Source organism: Pseudomonas sp. 05L36, from assembly GCF_056398125.1.
This window is the reverse complement of sequence record NZ_JBFTOU010000003.1, coordinates 232,946-250,659: the sequence shown is the minus strand read 5'-3', so window position 1 is coordinate 250,659 and position 17,714 is coordinate 232,946. Positions and strand designations below refer to the sequence as shown.

Sequence of the window (17,714 nt, the reverse complement as noted above, 5' to 3'; positions counted from 1 at the left end):
GGGATGAATGATTAACGCAGGCGGCCAGGTGCCAGGCGTTGTGGCTCGACGCCCTGGCGGCGCAGTGTTTCGGGTAGGGGTTGATCGAGCAATTGGGCACAGGCCAGTTGCGAAACTCCGGCTGCTGACTGAATGCCATAACCGCCCTGTGCCGCCAGCCAGAAGAAGCCTTCGCAGTGATCGTCCCAGCCGACCACCAGATCACCGTCGGCGACGAACGAGCGCAGGCCGGCCCAGCTGTGGCGTGGGCGGCGGATGGACAAGGAGGTGGCGGCTTCGATGTGGTAGATCCCGGTGGCGATGTCCAGCTCTTCGGGCATCACGTCCTGTGGCGGGACGGGATCGGCGTTGGCCGGCGAACCCAGCAGTTGGCCGGCGTCCGGTTTGAAGTAAAAGCTTTCGTCGATGCCGATCACCGCAGGCCAGCGTGAGAAGTCGATGCCTTCAGGGCCGTCGAAGGTAAAGGCGCTGCGTCGGCAGGGCTGCAACCCAATGGGCTGCACGCCGCACTGCTGTGCCACCTGGTCGGCCCAGGCACCCGCGGCATTCACCAGGTTGCGTGCGCGCAACTGGCGGCCGTCGGCCAGTGTCAGGTGCCAGTGACGACCTTCGCGGGTGGCGACGCTCAGTTGGGCATCGCACTGCAGCACGCCACCGGCACGGCGCATGGCCCGCAAAAAACCTTGATGTAGCGCGTGGACGTCCAGGTCACGGGCGTCGGTTTCGAGCATCGCCCCGACAATCGCCTCTGGGCGCAGGCAGGGCACCAACGCGAGGGCCTGCTCGGTATCAATCAATGAAACATTGCCAGCCTGTGCCTGCCCGGCATCGAAGGTTTGTTGCAGCAGGGATTGTTGCCCCTCGCCGGCGATGTACAGACAGCCGCGAGGCTCCAGCAGTGCATGTTCGGTGAAGTCAGTGGGCGGTTGCTCATAGAAGTCCCGGCTGGCGCGGGTCAATGCCTGGATCTGCGGTGTGCCATAGCTTTCCATGAACATCGCGGCGGAGCGTCCGGTGGCGTGATAGCCCGGCTGGCTCTCACGCTCGAGCACCACAACGCTGGCTTGCCCGGCCAAGCGATAGGCCAGGGAGGCCCCCGCAATACCACCGCCGATGATGGCGAAATCGAAACATTCGCTGTCCTGCATACCGAAATCACTCCTGTCTCTGGGGATGGGGAAAAAAGTTTTCCCCTTATTTTTATAATTCTCAGATACGAGAAATGTAAGATATGAGAATTCCGCAGTCAACCCATTGCCTTGAGGTATTATTTCCAGCCCTTGTCTTGGCTCAGCCCCAGGCACCGTTTTTCGTACGACAGAGAAGTCTGCATGAGTTCCGATCGAGTCTCGTGTCCCACGGACCATCCCTTGATAGATCGCGCCCAGGTCGGTGCGCGCCTGCGTGTCATCCGCAAAAACCAGAAGTTGACGCTTAAACAACTGTCCGAGCGTTCGGGCGTGGCGCTGTCGACCTTGTCGAAGATGGAGCTGGCGCAAGTGTCGGTGAGTTACGAAAAACTCGCGGCCGCCGCTCGGGCCCTGAGTGTGGACATTGCCCAGCTTTTCAGTCCGGCCAAGGCGGGCGTCAGTGCTGTACAGCCCACGGCGGTCAGCACCGCCATCGACAGTGCGGCGGGTTACAGCACGGGCAATTACGAATATCACCCGATGGCGGGGGATTTCCCCGGACGCAGCATGACGCCCATGTACGCGCGGATCTGTGCGCGCGAGCTGAATCAGTTCGAAGACTACATCCGTCACCCCGGACAAGAGTTCGCCGTGGTCCTTTCAGGTCGTGTGCGCATTCAATTCGAAACGGGTGAATCAATCAGCATTGGCTGTCGAGAAACAGCCTATTTCAACAGCTCGATTGGTCATATTTATCTGGCGGAAGGCCAGGATGGCGCCGACGCTGAAGTGATGGTGGTGATGTCGGAGTATTGACGCTGAGGGGGCTGTCAGTTCCAGGTTGAACTCACATTCCAGCTCGAGATAGGGACTGCCATATTCCAAGGATGCCAGGAACTCCATTGCGCTCGTGCGGTGTGCTCAAGGCCGAACGGGCGCAGGATGTGGCGCCGAATGCCTGCCCCGTTTAAAGACGCCAGCCGCTGCGACCTTGAGTAACCGATGAAATCTCGGGCATTCTGCGTGGCTAGGGGCTGGACATGCGGCCGCATGCCGCAATCCCCGGCTCATCGCCTGTAGTTGCTTGACGGTCGCATCAATCTCATCCGCCTTGGCCAAAAGCACGTCTCTATCAACAACGGCCTTACCATTCGGGGAAAGCATGGCACGTATCTCGTCCAGTGAGAGACCGCCTGCCTGTCCGAGTGCGATAACAGCCAACTGCTCAACCACGGCAGACGCAAACTGACGGCGAGCCCCGCGCGGGCTGACTGACGCGATCAAGCCTTTCTTCTCGTAGAAACGCAATGTGTGGGCAGGAATTCCCGTGCGTTTGACGACCTCAGTGATATCCATTTTCAGCCCATTGACTTGAAGTTGACTTCAACTTCTATCATGCATCGGCAAGATTAATTGGTCCATGAACAAGAGGTAGGTATGGCATCGCTGGAAGTGGTTGCACACGTTTTTCTGTTGGGGGTTGGCGCTACCGTCGTCATGGATTTGTGGATGTTCCTCATGAAGGCCTTTGGCGTTCCAACGCTGAATTTCGCTTTCGTCGGGCGCTGGGTAGGTCATGTATGCCAAGGCAAATTCGCTCATGCCAGCATTGGGCAAGCGATGCCGGTGCGAGGTGAAGTGATCCTGGGCTGGGTGGCGCACTACGCCACGGGTGTTGCTTTCGCGGTGTTACTGGCGTGCATTCAAGGCGTCGCCTGGCTGCAGGAACCCACTTTCCTGCCAGCAATCGCTTTGGGCGTGGCAACAGTGGCAGTCCCGCTTTTTGTTATACAGCCCGCCATGGGGGCAGGATTTGCATCCTCCAAGACGCCGACGCCGGCCAAGAACTGCATGCGCAGTTTAATAAATCATACCGTCTTTGGCGTTGGCCTCTACCTGTCCGCGGTGGTGATTGCCTTGGCTTCGAAGTGAGCAGGGTTTGAGTCTTGCTTGTCATGCAACCGACTGGCAGTAAATCCGCCAACACTTGAGTAAGTGACAGTATGTACATTCCTACCCAATGGTCCCAAAAATTCAGTGGGGCGCCTATTGAACGACAAACTATCGGAGAGTCAGGAGCCGAGGTTTCTCGCATCCGCTGCATCAATGGGGAACACCTGTTCGTGAAGTCCGAGCCCATTGGCGTACACAGTGAGCTGCCGGAAGAGATTGAGCGTCTTCGCTGGATGAACCGGCTTGACCTGCCTGGGCCAACAGTTCTTGATGCTACGACAGAAAATAATCGCCATTGGTTACTCATGAGTGCCGTCCCTGGACATGATCTGGCCAGTGCCAACGATTTGTCTCCACCCCAAGTCATCAGCATCCTGGCGGCGGCACTACGTACTCTGCACCAGATGCCAATTGAGACATGTCCCTTTGATCACCCCTTGGAGCAGCGCATAGCCGCCGCCAGGAGTCGAGTGAGTGCCGGGCTCGTTGACGAGGCAGACTTTGACGATGAGCGGCTGGGTCGGACCGCTGAGGGTGTTTTCGCAGAGATGCTGTCGACGCTCCCTGAAACCTATGATCTTGCGGTCACCCACGGCGATGCCTGCCTACCGAATTTCATGGTCGAAGGAAGCAGCTTTACCGGCTGGCAGAACCGGGAGCAGCGTCGCGCGGCGACTTTGTGCCGCGCTACACCCTGGACCGTGCCGAGGAATGGCAGGAATGGGCGACCCGGCGCCGGGTCTCGCAGACCAAGCCTGCGCTGGTGGACAAGCTGGCGGATGTCTTCATCGACGGTCAGTGACGCCGCTGGCGCTCACTGGTATTCATCATGCCGGCGCCACCAGGGCCCCGTTTCATTGCGCCCCTTGGGCGCGCGGTCGAGCCATTGGTACATGCCCCACAATCCGTCCAGGCCCCGGGCGTAGGTGGAGTAGGTGTGATAGATCTCGCCGTCTTCCAACACGAACGTACTCAACCCCGGCCGGTCGCGGGTGTAGGTCGGCGCATCGGTGCCACACGTCGCGGCGAACTGTTTCACCGGTTCCGGTATTTCACTGGCGTCCATGGCATGGCCGCCGCGCTGATAGTTGTACTCGACCAGCCCTTCACGCTGCTGCGCTTCGGTGAAGTAAACGTTGAAGTCGGCGGTGAAATCGCTGTCGGCGGCCGAGGCCCAGGGAAAGGTCCAGCCCATCCGACGCTTGTAGGCCTGCAGTTTCGCCAACGGCGCGCGGGATATCGCCATCAGGGTCACGTCGTGGTTCGCCAGGTGGATGACGACGGGGTCGAAACTATCGGCGATGGCTGAGCAGGACGGGCAGCCGGCCGTGTAGTCGGGCCCGAACATGAAGTGGTAGACCAGCAGTTGCGAGCGCCCTTGAAAGAGCTCGGCCAGGGTTGCGCCGCCGCTGTCGGTATCGAAACGGTACGTCTTGTCGAGGCGAACCCATGGCAATGCCTGGCGTTGCCTGGCGACTTCATCGCTGCGTCGGGTCAGGGCCTTTTCCGCTTCGAGCAGTTGCAAGCGTGCCGCCAGCCATTGTTCCCGGGTCGCGGTTTTGTGCGTGTTCATCGTTGTACGCTCCTGGTGAAAGGTCGTGATTTAGACTAAACCCGGGTATCGAATGATGGGAGTGACAAGCGTGGCGGGATTTCGATGGACTCGATGATCGCGGCCGCCGCCCAGGCGCTGGCGGCGGGCAATCCGCTGGGCGCACTGGACCGTGTGGCATTGCGCGACGATGCGCCGGCGCTGGCCCTGCGCGGTATCGCCATGGCGCAACTGGGCGATCTGGTGCGGGCCCGTGCGCTGGTCAAGCGTGCGCAACGGGCCTTTGCGCCCAGGGAAGTGCTGGCCCGTGCCCGATGCGTGGTGGCCGAGGCCGAGATCGCCCTGGCTTCGCGGGAACTCGGCTGGCCGGTCAAGGCGCTCGAAACGGCGCGGGTCACCCTTGAACACCACGGTGACCGGGTCAATGCCGCCCATGCGCGGTATCTGCAAATCCGCCGGTTGCTGCTGATCGGTCAGCTCGACGAGGCGCAGCAGTTATTGGCCGAACTCGACCCCGACCCATTGCCGCCAGCCTTGCGGGCAACCCATGAACTGGTGCTGGCGGGGATCGCCATTCGCCGCCTGCAATCGCACGCGGCGCGGGAGGCGTTGAACAGGGCCGGGCAAGCTGCCAGTCAAGCGGGGATTGCCGCGCTGATGGCTGAGGTCGAACACGCTGCGCGCCTGCTCGATGCCCCGGCGGCGCGCCTGATTGCGCGGGGTGAAGTACGGCCGCTGTTGCTCGATGACGTTGAAGCGTTGTTCTGTTCAACGTCACTGGTGGTGGATGCCTGCCGGTACGTTGTGCACGGCTGTGGCATGTCGGTGTCGCTCGCTACAAGGCCGATCCTGTTCGTACTCGCCCGCACATTGGCCGAGGCGTGGCCCGCCGACGTTACGCGGGAAACGCTGATCGCCCGGGCGTTCCGTTTGAAACTCTCGGATGAATCCCATCGCGCACGGCTTCGCGTGGAAATCGGCCGGCTGCGTCAAGCACTCAAGCCCTTGGCCGGCATCACCGCGACGGCTCGCGGTTTTGCCCTGCAATCACCGGTGTGTACACAGGTGGTGACACTGGCGCCGCCGGTCGAGGAAAAATTTGCCGCGGTATTTGCCTGCCTCGCCGATGGCGAGTCGTGGTCGAGTTCCGCCCTGGCATTGGCGCTGGGTACCAGCCAGCGCACGGTACAGCGGACACTCGAGACACTGGCGGAGGAGGGCAAGGTGCAATGGTTTGGCCGTGGCCGCGCGCGGCGCTGGATGACGCCGCCCGTGCCGGGATTCACGACGACCTTGTTACTCCCGGCGCCGCTGCCCGGTGGCTAGGATGAACGCCACCAACCCCAATGAGGAATGCCGGAATGAAACACGCAACTGCTGAAATCATTCGTGAATATGGCCCGTTTGCCGATGTCGACCACGTGTGCGGCGTCACCTGGGACGGCGAAAAGGTCTGGTTCGCATGCAACAATAAAATCAACGCCCTGGACCCGGAAAGCGGCAAGGTGCTGAGCTCGATCGATGTCGCTGCCCATGCCGGCACCGCGTTTGATGGGGTACACCTGTTCCAGATCGCCGAAGACCGCATCCACAAGATAGACCCCCGCACCGGTCGTATCCTCTCGACCATTCCTGCCCCCGGCGCAGGCACCGATTCGGGGCTGACCTGGGCCGAAGGGACGTTGTGGGTGGGCCAGTATCGCGAACGCAAGATCCACCAGATCGACCCCGTGACCGGCAAGATCCTGCGCACCATCGAATCCAACCGTTTCGTCACCGGCGTGACCTGGGTGGACGGCGCGCTGTGGCACGGCACGTGGGAAGGCGATGAAAGCGAGCTGCGCCGGATCGATCCGCAATCGGGCGAAGTGCTGCAAAGCCTGAAAATGCCCGAAGGCGTGGGCGTGTCGGGGCTGGAATCCGATGGTGGCGAGCGGTTGTTCTGCGGTGGCGGCGATAGCGGCAAGGTGAGGGTGGTGCGTCGGCCTGCCTGAGGCACCGATGTTGGATGTGCCGGCCCCTTCGCTGTGTAGGAGCGAGCTTGCTCGCGAAAGCGGAGTATCAGTCAACATTGATGTTGAAGCTAACGGCCCCTTCGCGGGCAAGCCCGCTCCTACAGCGAAGGCGGCGTGTCAGGCGCCATCAATGTTGGATGCGCAGCCTCTTTCGAGCCGCGCTGCGGGCTTAGTTTTTTTCCATCCTGCCATGTTTTCTGCTGGTCGAAATCGGTCTAAAAGGGCGGTTGGCAATCGTGCCTGTTTTGCTATCCTCAACCTTGTAGGTGAAGACGCAGACTGATGCGCAAAAGGATAGCAAGGAGACGTGGGGCGCGTTCCGAAGGGTACACGGTTAGAAAGATCCCCGCGCTGGGATCCAGCCCTTATGCCGTGTGAAGCAGAAGAGTTCCATTACAGTTTCACGGCTCTTTTGTGGGAGGCCTGATAAACCTTGTAAGCCGGAGACCAGCGCCGGCCACCTACTTATTACATTCACCCACGAAGCCCGCCCAGTGCGGGCTTTTTAATGCCCGCAAGGTGGGTCCGGCCGGCGGCTCAGGGCGCGCCAAACAGCATCGTCCAGTAAACACCGTTGTCGCTGCGCGCGTTGGCGGCGTACGCGGCCCCGACCTGGGTGAACATTGGGTTCATCAGGTTGGCGCAGTGCCCGGGGCTGGCGAGCCAGCCGGCCATGGCCTTGCTGGGTGAACCTTGCCCGGCGGCGATGTTTTCACCGATCTGCCGGCCACGGTAGCCGGCGGCCTTTGCACGGTCATAGGGCATGTCACCGTCGGGATCTTGATGCGCGAAATAATTGCCGTAGGCCATGTCCTTGCTGTGGCCTTGTGCTGCGGAGCCCAGGGCAGCACTCCAGGACAGCGGCCGTGCGGCGGCAAAACGCTGGCGACCGCAAAGTCGCGGCTTGGCCCGGGCCGCGTTGACCTGCGCCAGCAACGCCTGTGCGGCGCTGCGTGGATCGCTGGTTTGCCCGTCGAGTACCGGCTTGGCGAGTACCACTTGCCACTCGCTCCCGGCGCGGCTGACACCGATGTCGGCGTATTGGTTGTCGAGCAGCGCGGCGCAGTGCTCGTCCTGGAACATATCGAAGGCTTCTTCGGCATCCCGTGCACCCACCACGCGGATGGACCGCACCATGGTTGCCTGATAGCCGGAAGCCTTTAACCGGTCCCGCAACCCACCACCATAGCCAACGGGCAGGGCCAGGTTCGACTTGAGCTTCAGGGGTGATAAGCGTTGCGTCGGCCGCCGGTCGCAGCGTTGCGGATGGGCGCGATAGTCGTTGATGGCGTCTACCAGTTGCCGTTGCCCATCGGCGTGGGCGGGGCTTGCAAAAACCGGAAGCAGGGAAAACAGGCACAGCGAAGAAAAGCGCAAGGCAACGACAGTTTGGCGCATGGGACGGGCAACTCGGATGAGATGACGACGATAGGAGTGGGGAAAGCGCTGGGTATGACTGGTGACTCGACACAAGGTTCACGGCGGACAAACAGCAGCCGAGGCGTCCGACGAAGGGTAAGGCGTGGTGCGCCGTTTAAACGGGATCCTGGTCCTCGCTCGGTCGCAGCCTGAAACGACAGACATGCCCGCCGCGCACCATGCATTCGCTGTGTTCGACTTCACCGCCGCCCAGTGCGCCGATCAAGGCCAGGTCCAGTTCGCAGACCACCGGGTGCTCGGCGGCCAGGCGATGGAACACGCAGTTATGCGCGACGATTTCCGGGGTGCCTCCTGAGCGAAAAAACACCTCGGCTTCGTAGCCCGTCTGGTTCATGTGCTGCACGATCCTGGCTTCATCCACGACCTGTTGTTCCAGGTCCGAAGCCAGTTTTCGGCCCATGCTGCGCATCAGCGAGGCCAGGGCTTCAGGACCGATGATGTCCGCCACTTCATCAATCAATATGCTGGCCAGTAGCTGATAGTGGCGAGGGAACTGCTCCCGCGCGTGGTCGGTGAGCCGATACAGCTGCTCCGGACGCCGGCCCGTCGGACGGGTGTCGCCGCGCAGCACCAGAGCGTCACGCTCCAGCGCCGCCAGGTGTTGGCGGATCGCCGTGCGCGTGACGGCCAGGTGTTCAGCCAACTCGTCAATGCTCATGCCGCCCGCATGGTGCAGCAGTACATTGAGCAGGTCCTGCTGTGTTCGGCCCAGTCCTTCCAGCATGGGATGCCCTCGCGCGATATCAGAACTTGTCAGGGAATTGCTTGACCAGCGCGGCGGTCAGCGCATCGGCCAGGGCCAGGATGTGCGTGCGCATCATCGCCCAGGTACGGGCTTCGCCGGCGTAATCGTGGGCGGCAAACTCATCGATCTGGGCGACGTGGTGACCGCCATGGGCCGACAACATCGTCACCAGTGTCGCCTCAGGCAGATTGGGGTTCGCCGTAGCCAGAAACGCCGCAATCGCCTTGGCATTGCTGGTCAACTCGGTGACGGCAGCCTGCTTGCCCTTGGCGTCTTTCGCGACGGTCGCATCGCTGTAGTGTTTCACCGCGCCCCAGTGACCGGCAAGCAGCTTGAGCAGTTGATCCGCCGCCGGTTGGCCGTAGAGCGGGGCGATGCTGTTGGCGATTTTGGTCGCGTTGTCGACGACTTGGTCCGCCGCGACTTTGGCTTGCTTTTTGTCGGCGGATTGATTGGCCAGTGCGTAGTTTCTGATCCAGAAAATGTGTTCGACCCAAAGGTCACGCTCGGCCAGGCGCGTGGTCAGCGCGGGGCTGTCGGCAGCGGCAGGTGAGGCGGCGGGCGTCTGGCTCCAGACCGGTTGCGCACAGAAAGCCAGCAGGAGCAAAGCCAGGGTTTTGATATTCATGACGGCACCCTCTGAGAGTGGGAACGTTCGACAATATCAATATAGGCATAAAAATATGTTTTTATTGAGTGCTGGTGAATTCTCGGATGAACGGCCACAGGTCACAGGTATGTTCTACCTTGCTTGCTACAACCCATCCCCCAGCCTCTTGAGGTACTCAGGGCTGTCGCTGATCGAGTTATGTCCTGTCCCCGGTATCACCTGCAATGACGCCACACCGCGGGTGAAATGACTTAACAGACGCTCGGTACTTGAGCGCGGAATCACTTCATCATGCTCGGCGGCAATCAGACGAGTCGGCACCGTGATGCGGGCGGCGTAGCGCCAGGACTGGTATTTATCCTTCAACAACCAGCGCACCGGAAACCAGCGAAATTGACGGGCAGCCAGCCCTTCGAGGCTGTTATAGGGCGTGATCAACACCAGTCGCGCGGCCGGGCGTTCGCTGGCCAGGCGCACGGCAACCCCGGAACCCAGGCTGCGTCCGACCACCGCCACATGCGGATGGCTGACATACACCTGGTCGAACAAGGTGATGGCATCGCGGGCAATGGCCTCTTCGGAAGGTGAGCCGGAACTGCCGCCGTAGCCACGGTAATGCAGCAGATACAGCGCGTAGTCAGGGAAGGCTTGGGAGAACCCGGGCAGGTTGCGCGAGACGTCTTCGGCATTGCCGCCGAAATAGATCAGCGCGTTGGGACCCTCGTGCGGTCGGATGGAGACCAGCACCCGTGCGTCGGCGACAGGCAGGGTGAGCAGCGTCGCGGCGGTCCCGATGGCGCGCGGTTGCGGGTAGTAAATCAGCGCCCGCTGGAACACGAACAGCGCCGCGCACAGCGCCAGGTACAACGCAGCGACGATGACGACGAGTAACAACAGGGTGCGCAACATTCGACTAACGTTAGTGGGCGGCATTGACTGCTCGGGGTTTGAAAGTGGCTGGCGCAAGGCTTTCTGAGTGTAGTCAATCGACCCTTGGCGCGGGTTTTCCGGGTTGTCGGCGCAACAGCCCGGACCCCGGCGACTGGTGAGAAGCGTTTTATGAGCCATCCTGAGGGTTACACCCGTAGAGAAGAACTCACGCTGGCTGCCGGTGCTTCGGCGGTCTTCACGTTCGGTCCGGCGGGTGCACAACCCGAGCCGTCGACGGGAACAGGAGGCAAGACCATGCAGACCCGCGCCATTCCTTCCAGCAACGAGTCCTTGCCGATCGTAGGGTTGGGCACTTATCGCGGATTCGATGTCGAGCCTGCGCAACCGGCCTGCAAAGACTTGCCCGTGGTGCTCGATGCGTTGTTCGACAAGGGTGGCAAGCTGATCGACAGCTCGCCGATGTACGGTCGCGCCGAGCAGACCATCGGCGAACTGCTGTCGATCCATGAGCCGCGCTCACCGGCGTTCCTGGCCACCAAGGTGTGGACCCGGGGCCGCGAAGAAGGCATCGCGCAGATGGAACAATCCTTCGCCCTGTTGCAAACCGACCGGATCGACCTGATGCAGATCCACAACCTGCTGGACTGGCAGACGCACTTGCCGACCCTGCGCCACTGGAAGGAACAAGGGCGTATTCGTTACATCGGCATCACCCATTACACCGCATCAGCCTATGAAGAAGTGGAAGCGGTACTCAAGGCCGAGCCACTGGACTTTTTGCAGATCAACTACGCCCTGGATGATCGCGCAGTCGAGAAACGCCTGCTGCCGTTGTGCCGTGAGCGTGGGGTAGCGGTGATCTGCAACCGGCCGTTCGGCGGTGGCGGCTTGCTGGCCAGGCTGAGGGATAAGCCGCTGCCAGGCTGGGCGGCGCAAGTCGGGGTCAAGAGCTGGCCGCAACTGGCGCTGAAGTTCCTGCTGTCGCATTCGGCGGTGACCTGCGTGATTCCGGGCACCGGCAATCCGCGCTACATGGCAGAAAATGCCCGGGCCGGTTTCGGCCCGATGCTGACCGATGCCCAGCGCCAGCAGCTGATTGCGCTGGTGGGGTAGCGACTCACCCAACGCAGGCCGGCGAGTCCCGGAACCTCTCCTATACTGTTTCGCGTCCATGCCGTTGAAAGCGCATTCGCTGCCCTGACGGCGTCCCTGTCCATCACTGCAAGGAGATCGAACATGGCTATCCGTATTGGCGACGAAGCACCGGACTTCACCGCCGACACCACCGAAGGCACCCTCAACTTTCACCAATGGATCGGCGATGGGTGGGCCATCCTGTTTTCCCATCCCAAGGATTTCACCCCGGTGTGCACCACCGAACTGGGCTACCTGGCCAAACTCAAGCCGGAATTCGACAAGCGCAACACCAAGGTCCTCGGCCTCAGCGTCGACCCGGTCAGTGACCATAACCGTTGGGTCGGTGACATCGCCGAGACCCAGGGCACGGCGGTCAACTATCCGCTGATCGGCGACGAAAACCTGGTGGTGGCCAAGCTCTACGACATGATCCACCCCAATGCCAGCGGCGGCACGCGCACGGCGGTGGACAACGCCACGGTGCGTTCGGTGTTCATCGTCGGCCCGGACAAGAAGGTCAAGGCCATGCTGATCTACCCAATGAGCGCCGGGCGCAACTTCGATGAAGTGCTGCGCCTGCTCGATTCCCTGCAACTGAATGCCAAACACACCGTTGCCACGCCAGTGAACTGGCGGCCGGGTGACGATGTGATCATCCCGACCTCGGTGTCTGACGAAGACGCGAAGAAGAAATACCCGGATGGCTTCAAGACCTTGAAGCCGTATCTGCGGACCGTGGCTCAGCCGAAGTAGTCACCAGCAGTGAGATCGCCATCGCGAGCAAGCTCGCTCCCACAGGGACCGAGTCGAAGCACATAATCTGTGAACGACTCAGGAACCTGTGGGAGCGAGCTTGCTCGCGATGAGGCCAGTTCTGCCGGCCTCAACTTCCGGTCAAACCAGATACTTCTTAAACCACCCCAACGTCCGCTCCCACGCCAGCTTCGCCGCCGCCTCGTCATAACGCGGCGTCGAATCATTGTGAAAGCCATGATTGCAGCCCGGATAAATATAGGCCTCATAGGTCTTGCCCCCGGCCTTCAACGCTTTCTCATAGGCCGGCCAGCCTTCGTTGATCCGTGTATCCAGCTCGCCGTAGTGCAGCATTACCGGTGCCTTGATCCGTGGCACTTCCTCGGCCGTTGGCTGACGGCCATAAAACGACACGGCGGCACCCAGTTCCGGATAGGCCACGGCAGCGGCATTGGTCACGCCACCGCCGTAGCAGAACCCGGTGATACCGACTTTTCCAGTGGCGGCGGGGTGTTTCATCATCCACTCGACGGCGGCGAAAAAGTCGTTCATCAGCTTTTCCGGGTCGACCGTGGCCTGAAGTTCGCGGCCCTTGTCGTCATTGCCGGGATAACCGCCGACCGAACTCAGGCCGTCCGGGGCGAGGGCGATGAAACCAGCTTTGGCCACACGCCGGGCGACGTCTTCGATGTACGGGTTGAGCCCGCGGTTTTCGTGCACGACCACCACCGCCGGCACCTTGCCGGTGGCCTTGGCCGGACGCACCAGGTAACCGCGAACCTGGCCGTGGCCCTTGGGCGAGGGGTAGGTGATGTATTCGGCAAGAATGTCCGGATCGGTGAACTCGACCTGCTCGGCCAGTGCGTAGTTGGGGCTCAACGCGGCGAGCAGGGCACCAGCCGTCAAACCGCCGAAAGTAAACAGCGCCGCACGGTCGAGAAACTCCCGGCGGTTGATCTTGCCGTGGGCGTAGTAGTCGTAGAGTTCCAGCAGTTGCGGGGAAAAGTCTTTGGCAGTCAGACGGGTCATTGCTGCAACTCCTCTCGGCTGGTTGAACACGGACCCTGTGTAGGAGCGGGCTTGCCCGCGATGGTCTCAAATGCACCGCACTCACCCAGACGGTGCACGTCATCGTTAACGTCTATCGCGAGCAAGCTCGCTCCTACAGGGATCTAGGGTGATGCGGAAATCTCATTTCAGACACTGCGCTCCGGCCTTCGCTATTTGCGCATCCTGTTCGGGCTTGACGCCAGAGACACCGACAGCACCAATCACCTGGCCATCGAAAACGATCGGCACGCCACCCTCGAGCGAGGTCAGCAACGGTGCTGACAGGAAAGCGTAGCGCCCAGCGTTGACCATGTCCTCATAGCTTTTCGATTCGCGCCGCCCGAGGGCTGCGGTCCGGGCCTTTTCGGTGGCGATATATGCGCTGCTCGGCGCACAGCCGTCGAGGCGTTCGAGGGCCAGCGGGTGGCCGCCGTCATCGACTACCACGATGGTCACGGCCCATTGATTGGCCTGTGCTTCGGCGCGGGCGGCTTTGATGATCTGCTGGACTTCGGTCTGGCTCAGCACGGCTTTGCGGTTCATGGACATCTCCAGGGTTTAGTTAAGGCAGGGCGTCTTCGACCAGTTCGATCCAGTGCCGCACCGGGGTTCGGCCCGCGCCGTCGAGGTGCGTCTGGCAGCCGATGTTGGCCGTGACAATCACCTCGGGATGGCCGCTTTCCAGGGCGTTGAGCTTGTTGTCGCGCAACTGCCGCGACAGTTCGGGCTGAGTCAGCGAATAAGTGCCCGCCGAGCCGCAGCACAGGTGCCCGTCGGGGACTGACGTCAGGTTGAAACCGAGTTCGGTCAGCAGTGCTTCCACGGCACCGCCGAGTTTCTGTCCATGCTGCAAGGTGCAGGGGCAATGGAAGGCCACGCGTTGGGAGGCGTGGATGCCAAGTTTTCCCAGCGGCTCGTCGCGCAACACTTCCACCAGATCCCGGGCCAGCACGCTGACCTTTTTCGCCTTGTCGGCATAGGCCGGGTCGCTGGCGAGCAGATGGCCGTAATCCTTGATGAAGGCGCCGCAACCGCTCGCAGTCTGCACAATCGCTTCGGCGCCTTTTTCGATGCCCGGCCACCACGCGTCGATGTTACGCCGGGCGCGATCGAGGCCGACGGCCTGGGCGTCCAGATGGTAATCCACGGCGCCGCAGCAACCGGCCTCGCGGGTCGCGATGACGCTGATCCCCAACCGGTCCAGCACCCGCGCCGCGGCGGCATTGGTGTTGGGCGACAGGCTGGGCTGCACGCAACCTTCAAGCATCAGCACCTGACGCTCACGCAGGGTCATGGGCCGCGGCTTGGCCGGGTAGACATTGCGCGGCAACTTGCTTTGCAGAGTGCCGGGCAGCAGCGCGCGGAACACCTGACCGCTATTGACCAGACTCTTGAACAGCTCTGGATGGGGCACGGTCTGCCGCAACCCCTCGCGCAACAGGCGCTGACCGAGCGGGCGCGGCACCGCCGCATCGACCACCGCCCGCCCGATGTCCAGCAGGTTGTGATAATCGACCCCCGACGGGCAGGTGGTTTCGCAGTTGCGGCACGACAGGCAGCGGTCCAGGTGCAGCTGGGTCTTTTGTGTGACGTCGTTGCCTTCCAGCACTTGCTTGATCAGGTAGATGCGCCCCCGCGGTCCGTCCAGTTCATCGCCGAGCAATTGATAGGTCGGGCACGTGGCATTGCAGAAGCCGCAGTGCACGCAGGTGCGCAGGATGCTTTCGGCTTCTGCGGCGCGGGGCAGATGGCTGGCGCTTTCACTCAAGGTCGTCTGCATGGTTCAAAGCTCCGCGTACAGGCGTCCGGGGTTGAAAATGCCCCGTGGATCGAGTTGTTGTTTGAGGTTGCGGTGATAACGCATCAGCGCCGGGGGCAGTGGATGGAACGGGCTGTCGGTCAGGCCGTGGCTGAAGCAGGTGACATGGCCGCCGACCTCGTCGACCACCTGGCGGATGTACGCTTCTTCGGCATCGGATTTCAGCCAGCGCTGGGCGCCCCCCCAGTCGATCAACTGACGCCCCGGCAGCGACAGGAGCGGCGTGTTGTTCGGCAAGGACAGGCGCCAAAGCGGTTGGTCTTCATCGAAGAAACTCAAGCGCTGTTCATTGAGATCGTCCCACCAGCAAGCCTCCAGCCGTTCGCCCCCGAGGCGCTCGTGGGCCGCCGCCACCGAACCTTCACCGCCCTCAAGCCGCAGGTGCAGGCGTGAGCCGTCGTGACAAGCCGCGCTGATCGGCAACGGCTGCTGGCCCCATTCCGCCAGGCGCAGCAAGGCCCGTTCGGCGTCCATTTCCAGGCTGATACTGAGGCACTGCCGGGGTTTTGGCAGCACTTTGAGGGAAACTTCGGTGATCAGCCCGAGGCTGCCGTAACTGCCGGCCATCAGGCGTGACAGGTCGTAGCCGGCGACGTTTTTCATCACTTCGCCACCGAAGCGCAACAGCTTGCCCTGACCGGTGATGACCCGCGTGCCGAGTATGAAATCCCGCACCGAACCGACCCACGGGCGCCGTGGCCCGGACAACCCACAGGCGATCATGCCGCCGACGGTGGCGCCGTCGGCGAAGGCCGGTGGCTCGCAGGGCAGCATCTGTTGCGCGGCGTCCAGCGCCTGCTCCAGCTGCGACAACGGTGTGCCGCAACGGGCGCTGATCACCAGTTCAGTCGGGTCGTAACTGACGATGCCCCGGTGCGCGCGGGTGTCGAGAATTTCCCCGGCCGTGGTGCGCCCGAGAAAGCCCTTGCTGTTGGAGCCCTGGATGCGCAACGGCGTGGCGTTTTCCAGCGCCTGATTGACCTGTTCCAGCAGTGACTGGCTGTCATCGAAATCATCAGGGCTGCGCATCAGAAACGCTCCAGCTCAGGGAAGGGCAATTGACCGCCATGAATGTGCATGGCACCGAATTCGGCGCAGCGGTGCAGGGTCGGAATGTTCTTGCCGGGGTTGAGCAGGCCGCTCGGGTCGAAGGCGGCCTTGATGGCATGGAACAGGGCCAGTTCATCGCTGTTGAACTGTGCACACATCTGGTTGATCTTCTCGCGGCCCACGCCGTGTTCACCGGTGATGCTGCCGCCGACTTTCACGCACAACTCCAGAATCTTGCCGCCCAGGGCTTCGGCGCGATCGAGTTCTCCGGGTTGATTGGCGTCGAACAGGATCAACGGGTGCATGTTGCCGTCGCCGGCATGGAACACGTTGGCCACCCGCAGGCCGTATTCGTTCGAGAGCTCGGCGATGGCGTGCAACACGCCGGGCAATTCGCGACGGGGAATGGTGCCGTCCATGCAGTAGTAGTCCGGCGAGAGGCGGCCCACCGCCGGGAAGGCATTCTTGCGCCCGGCCCAGAAACGCACGCGCTCGGCTTCGTCCCTGGCCTGGCGCACCTCGATGGCGCCGGCCTGTTGCAGCACCTGGCGCACCCGCTCGCAGTCATCGCAGACATCGGCTTCAACGCCATCGAGTTCGCACAGCAGAATGGCCTGGGCGTCCACCGGATAACCGGCGTGGATGAAGTCCTCGGCGGCGCGGATGGCCAGGTTGTCCATCATTTCCAGGCCACCGGGGATGATGCCGGCGGCAATGATGTCGCCGACCGCGCGCCCGGCTTTTTCCACGGAATCGAACGCAGCCAGCAGCACTTTGGCGGTCTGCGGTTTGGGCAGCAGTTTGACGGTGACTTCGGTGATCACCCCGAGCAGGCCTTCGGAGCCAGTGAACAGCGCCAGCAGGTCGAAACCGGGAGAGTCGAGGGCATTGGAGCCCAGGCTCAAATGCTCGCCATCGACGGTAAGGATGTCGACCTTGAGCACATTGTGCACCGTCAGGCCGTACTTCAGGCAATGCACGCCACCGGCATTTTCCGCGACGTTACCGCCGATGGAGCAAGCGATCTGCGAGGACGGATCCGGCGCGTAATACAGGCCGAACGGTGCCGCCGCCTGGGAAATCGCCAGATTGCGTACACCGGGCTGAACCCGTGCGGTACGGGCGGCGGGGTCGATGCTCAGGATGTTGTTGAAGCGCACCATCACCAGCAGCACGCCTTTCTCCAGGGGCAGCGCCCCGCCGGACAAACCGGTGCCCGCGCCACGGGCCACCACGGGGACGTGCAGCTCATGGCAGACGCGCAGCACCCCTTGCACTTCGTCGATATATCGGGGCAACGCCACCAGCATCGGCGTGGTGCGATAGGCCGACAGTCCGTCGCATTCGTAGGGCTTGAGTTCCTCGCGCTGATGCAGGATTTCCAGACCCGGCAAGCGGGTTTGCAGAGCCTGCAACAGCGCCTGTCTGTCGACGTCGGGCAAGGCGCCGTCAACGCGCTCATCGTAGAGAATGTTCATGGGATCACGATTCTCGCTGGAGGCCACCGACCTTCATCATTGGCCTGATACAGTCGACTGTCCATGGGGTATTTGTCAGCCTGAAGGAGGA

At 62.0% G+C, this 17,714-nt stretch carries 19 protein-coding genes and 1 pseudogene; 8 read left to right on the top strand and 12 right to left on the bottom strand.

The window, feature by feature from the left end:
• Nucleotides 1–11: 11 nt before the first annotated feature.
• Entirely contained in the window at nt 12–1,148 is a 1,137-nt protein-coding gene (locus AC1DKH_RS04925) for an NAD(P)/FAD-dependent oxidoreductase (RefSeq protein ID WP_477797596.1), read from the bottom strand.
• A gap of 183 nt (nt 1,149–1,331) precedes the next feature.
• Here AC1DKH_RS04925 and AC1DKH_RS04920 point away from each other — a divergent pair, with 183 nt between their 5' ends.
• Nucleotides 1,332–1,946: a helix-turn-helix domain-containing protein gene (locus tag AC1DKH_RS04920; protein ID WP_477797595.1), complete on the top strand. Its 615-nt coding sequence runs from the start codon at nt 1,332–1,334 to the stop codon at nt 1,944–1,946.
• Nucleotides 1,947–2,051: 105 nt separating this feature from the next.
• On the opposite strand, the gene AC1DKH_RS04915 is transcribed toward AC1DKH_RS04920, so the two are convergent.
• A complete protein-coding gene (locus AC1DKH_RS04915; protein WP_477797594.1) occupies nt 2,052–2,486 on the bottom strand; it encodes a helix-turn-helix domain-containing protein in 435 nt (144 codons plus the stop codon).
• Between the two features lie 81 nt (nt 2,487–2,567).
• Here AC1DKH_RS04915 and AC1DKH_RS04910 point away from each other — a divergent pair, with 81 nt between their 5' ends.
• The 3 genes and pseudogenes from AC1DKH_RS04910 to AC1DKH_RS04900 all read left to right on the top strand — a co-directional run bounded on the left by AC1DKH_RS04910 (nt 2,568) and on the right by AC1DKH_RS04900 (nt 3,885).
• Nucleotides 2,568–3,062 carry a DUF2938 domain-containing protein gene (locus AC1DKH_RS04910; protein ID WP_477797593.1) on the top strand — a complete coding sequence of 165 codons (495 nt, stop codon included), beginning with the start codon at nt 2,568–2,570 and terminating at the stop codon, nt 3,060–3,062.
• Between the two features lie 71 nt (nt 3,063–3,133).
• Nucleotides 3,134–3,715, top strand: a pseudogene (locus AC1DKH_RS04905) (APH(3') family aminoglycoside O-phosphotransferase); the annotation flags it as partial.
• A 47-nt stretch (nt 3,716–3,762) separates the two neighbouring features.
• Nucleotides 3,763–3,885, top strand: coding sequence for a hypothetical protein (locus AC1DKH_RS04900; RefSeq protein ID WP_477797679.1), 123 nt, complete (start codon nt 3,763–3,765; stop codon nt 3,883–3,885).
• A 12-nt stretch (nt 3,886–3,897) separates the two neighbouring features.
• Here the strand turns inward: AC1DKH_RS04900 and AC1DKH_RS04895 are convergent, their stop codons facing one another.
• Nucleotides 3,898–4,656, bottom strand: a complete 759-nt coding sequence (locus AC1DKH_RS04895; RefSeq protein WP_477797592.1) for a DUF899 domain-containing protein — start codon at nt 4,654–4,656, stop codon at nt 3,898–3,900.
• 84 nt (nt 4,657–4,740) lie between these two features.
• On the opposite strand from AC1DKH_RS04895, the gene AC1DKH_RS04890 reads away from it, so the two are divergent.
• Together AC1DKH_RS04890 and AC1DKH_RS04885 are read left to right on the top strand one after the other, a co-directional pair.
• The gene (locus AC1DKH_RS04890) at nt 4,741–5,961 is read left to right on the top strand and encodes a tetratricopeptide repeat protein (RefSeq protein WP_477797591.1); all 1,221 of its coding nucleotides are present in this window, start codon (nt 4,741–4,743) and stop codon (nt 5,959–5,961) included.
• A 35-nt stretch (nt 5,962–5,996) separates the two neighbouring features.
• Entirely contained in the window at nt 5,997–6,629 is a 633-nt protein-coding gene (locus AC1DKH_RS04885; protein ID WP_477797590.1) for a Vgb family protein, read from the top strand.
• Nucleotides 6,630–7,187: 558 nt separating this feature from the next.
• Here the strand turns inward: AC1DKH_RS04885 and AC1DKH_RS04880 are convergent.
• The 4 genes from AC1DKH_RS04880 to AC1DKH_RS04865 form a co-directional block, all read right to left on the bottom strand.
• The gene (locus AC1DKH_RS04880; RefSeq protein WP_477755653.1) at nt 7,188–8,048 is read right to left on the bottom strand and encodes a CAP domain-containing protein; all 861 of its coding nucleotides are present in this window, start codon (nt 8,046–8,048) and stop codon (nt 7,188–7,190) included.
• A gap of 136 nt (nt 8,049–8,184) precedes the next feature.
• Complete coding sequence (locus AC1DKH_RS04875) at nt 8,185–8,814, bottom strand: helix-turn-helix transcriptional regulator (RefSeq protein ID WP_477797589.1); 630 nt, start codon at nt 8,812–8,814, stop codon at nt 8,185–8,187.
• Nucleotides 8,815–8,833: 19 nt separating this feature from the next.
• Complete coding sequence (locus AC1DKH_RS04870; protein WP_477759953.1) at nt 8,834–9,463, bottom strand: hypothetical protein; 630 nt, start codon at nt 9,461–9,463, stop codon at nt 8,834–8,836.
• A gap of 126 nt (nt 9,464–9,589) precedes the next feature.
• Entirely contained in the window at nt 9,590–10,378 is a 789-nt protein-coding gene (locus tag AC1DKH_RS04865; protein ID WP_477797588.1) for an alpha/beta hydrolase, read from the bottom strand.
• Nucleotides 10,379–10,504: 126 nt separating this feature from the next.
• Between AC1DKH_RS04865 and AC1DKH_RS04860 the strand changes: the two genes are divergently transcribed.
• Nucleotides 10,505–11,449, top strand: coding sequence for an aldo/keto reductase (locus tag AC1DKH_RS04860; RefSeq protein ID WP_477797587.1), 945 nt, complete (start codon nt 10,505–10,507; stop codon nt 11,447–11,449).
• Nucleotides 11,450–11,572: 123 nt separating this feature from the next.
• Nucleotides 11,573–12,226, top strand: a complete 654-nt coding sequence (locus AC1DKH_RS04855; protein ID WP_477797586.1) for a peroxiredoxin — start codon at nt 11,573–11,575, stop codon at nt 12,224–12,226.
• A gap of 141 nt (nt 12,227–12,367) precedes the next feature.
• On the opposite strand, the gene yghX is transcribed toward AC1DKH_RS04855, so the two are convergent.
• The 5 genes from yghX to glcD form a co-directional block, all read right to left on the bottom strand.
• Entirely contained in the window at nt 12,368–13,255 is an 888-nt protein-coding gene (gene yghX / locus AC1DKH_RS04850; protein ID WP_477797585.1) for a YghX family hydrolase, read from the bottom strand.
• Between the two features lie 162 nt (nt 13,256–13,417).
• Nucleotides 13,418–13,819, bottom strand: a complete 402-nt coding sequence (locus tag AC1DKH_RS04845) for a heme-binding protein (protein ID WP_477797584.1) — start codon at nt 13,817–13,819, stop codon at nt 13,418–13,420.
• Nucleotides 13,820–13,838: 19 nt separating this feature from the next.
• On the bottom strand, nt 13,839–15,056 hold the full coding sequence (gene glcF, locus AC1DKH_RS04840; RefSeq protein ID WP_477797583.1) for a glycolate oxidase subunit GlcF: 1,218 nt from the start codon (nt 15,054–15,056) through the stop codon (nt 13,839–13,841).
• A gap of 3 nt (nt 15,057–15,059) precedes the next feature.
• Entirely contained in the window at nt 15,060–16,124 is a 1,065-nt protein-coding gene (gene glcE, locus AC1DKH_RS04835) for a glycolate oxidase subunit GlcE (RefSeq protein ID WP_477797582.1), read from the bottom strand.
• Nucleotides 16,124–17,623, bottom strand: a complete 1,500-nt coding sequence (glcD, locus tag AC1DKH_RS04830; RefSeq protein WP_477797581.1) for a glycolate oxidase subunit GlcD — start codon at nt 17,621–17,623, stop codon at nt 16,124–16,126. Before glcD ends, glcE begins: the two co-directional genes overlap by 1 nt.
• Nucleotides 17,624–17,714: the final 91 nt, after the last annotated feature.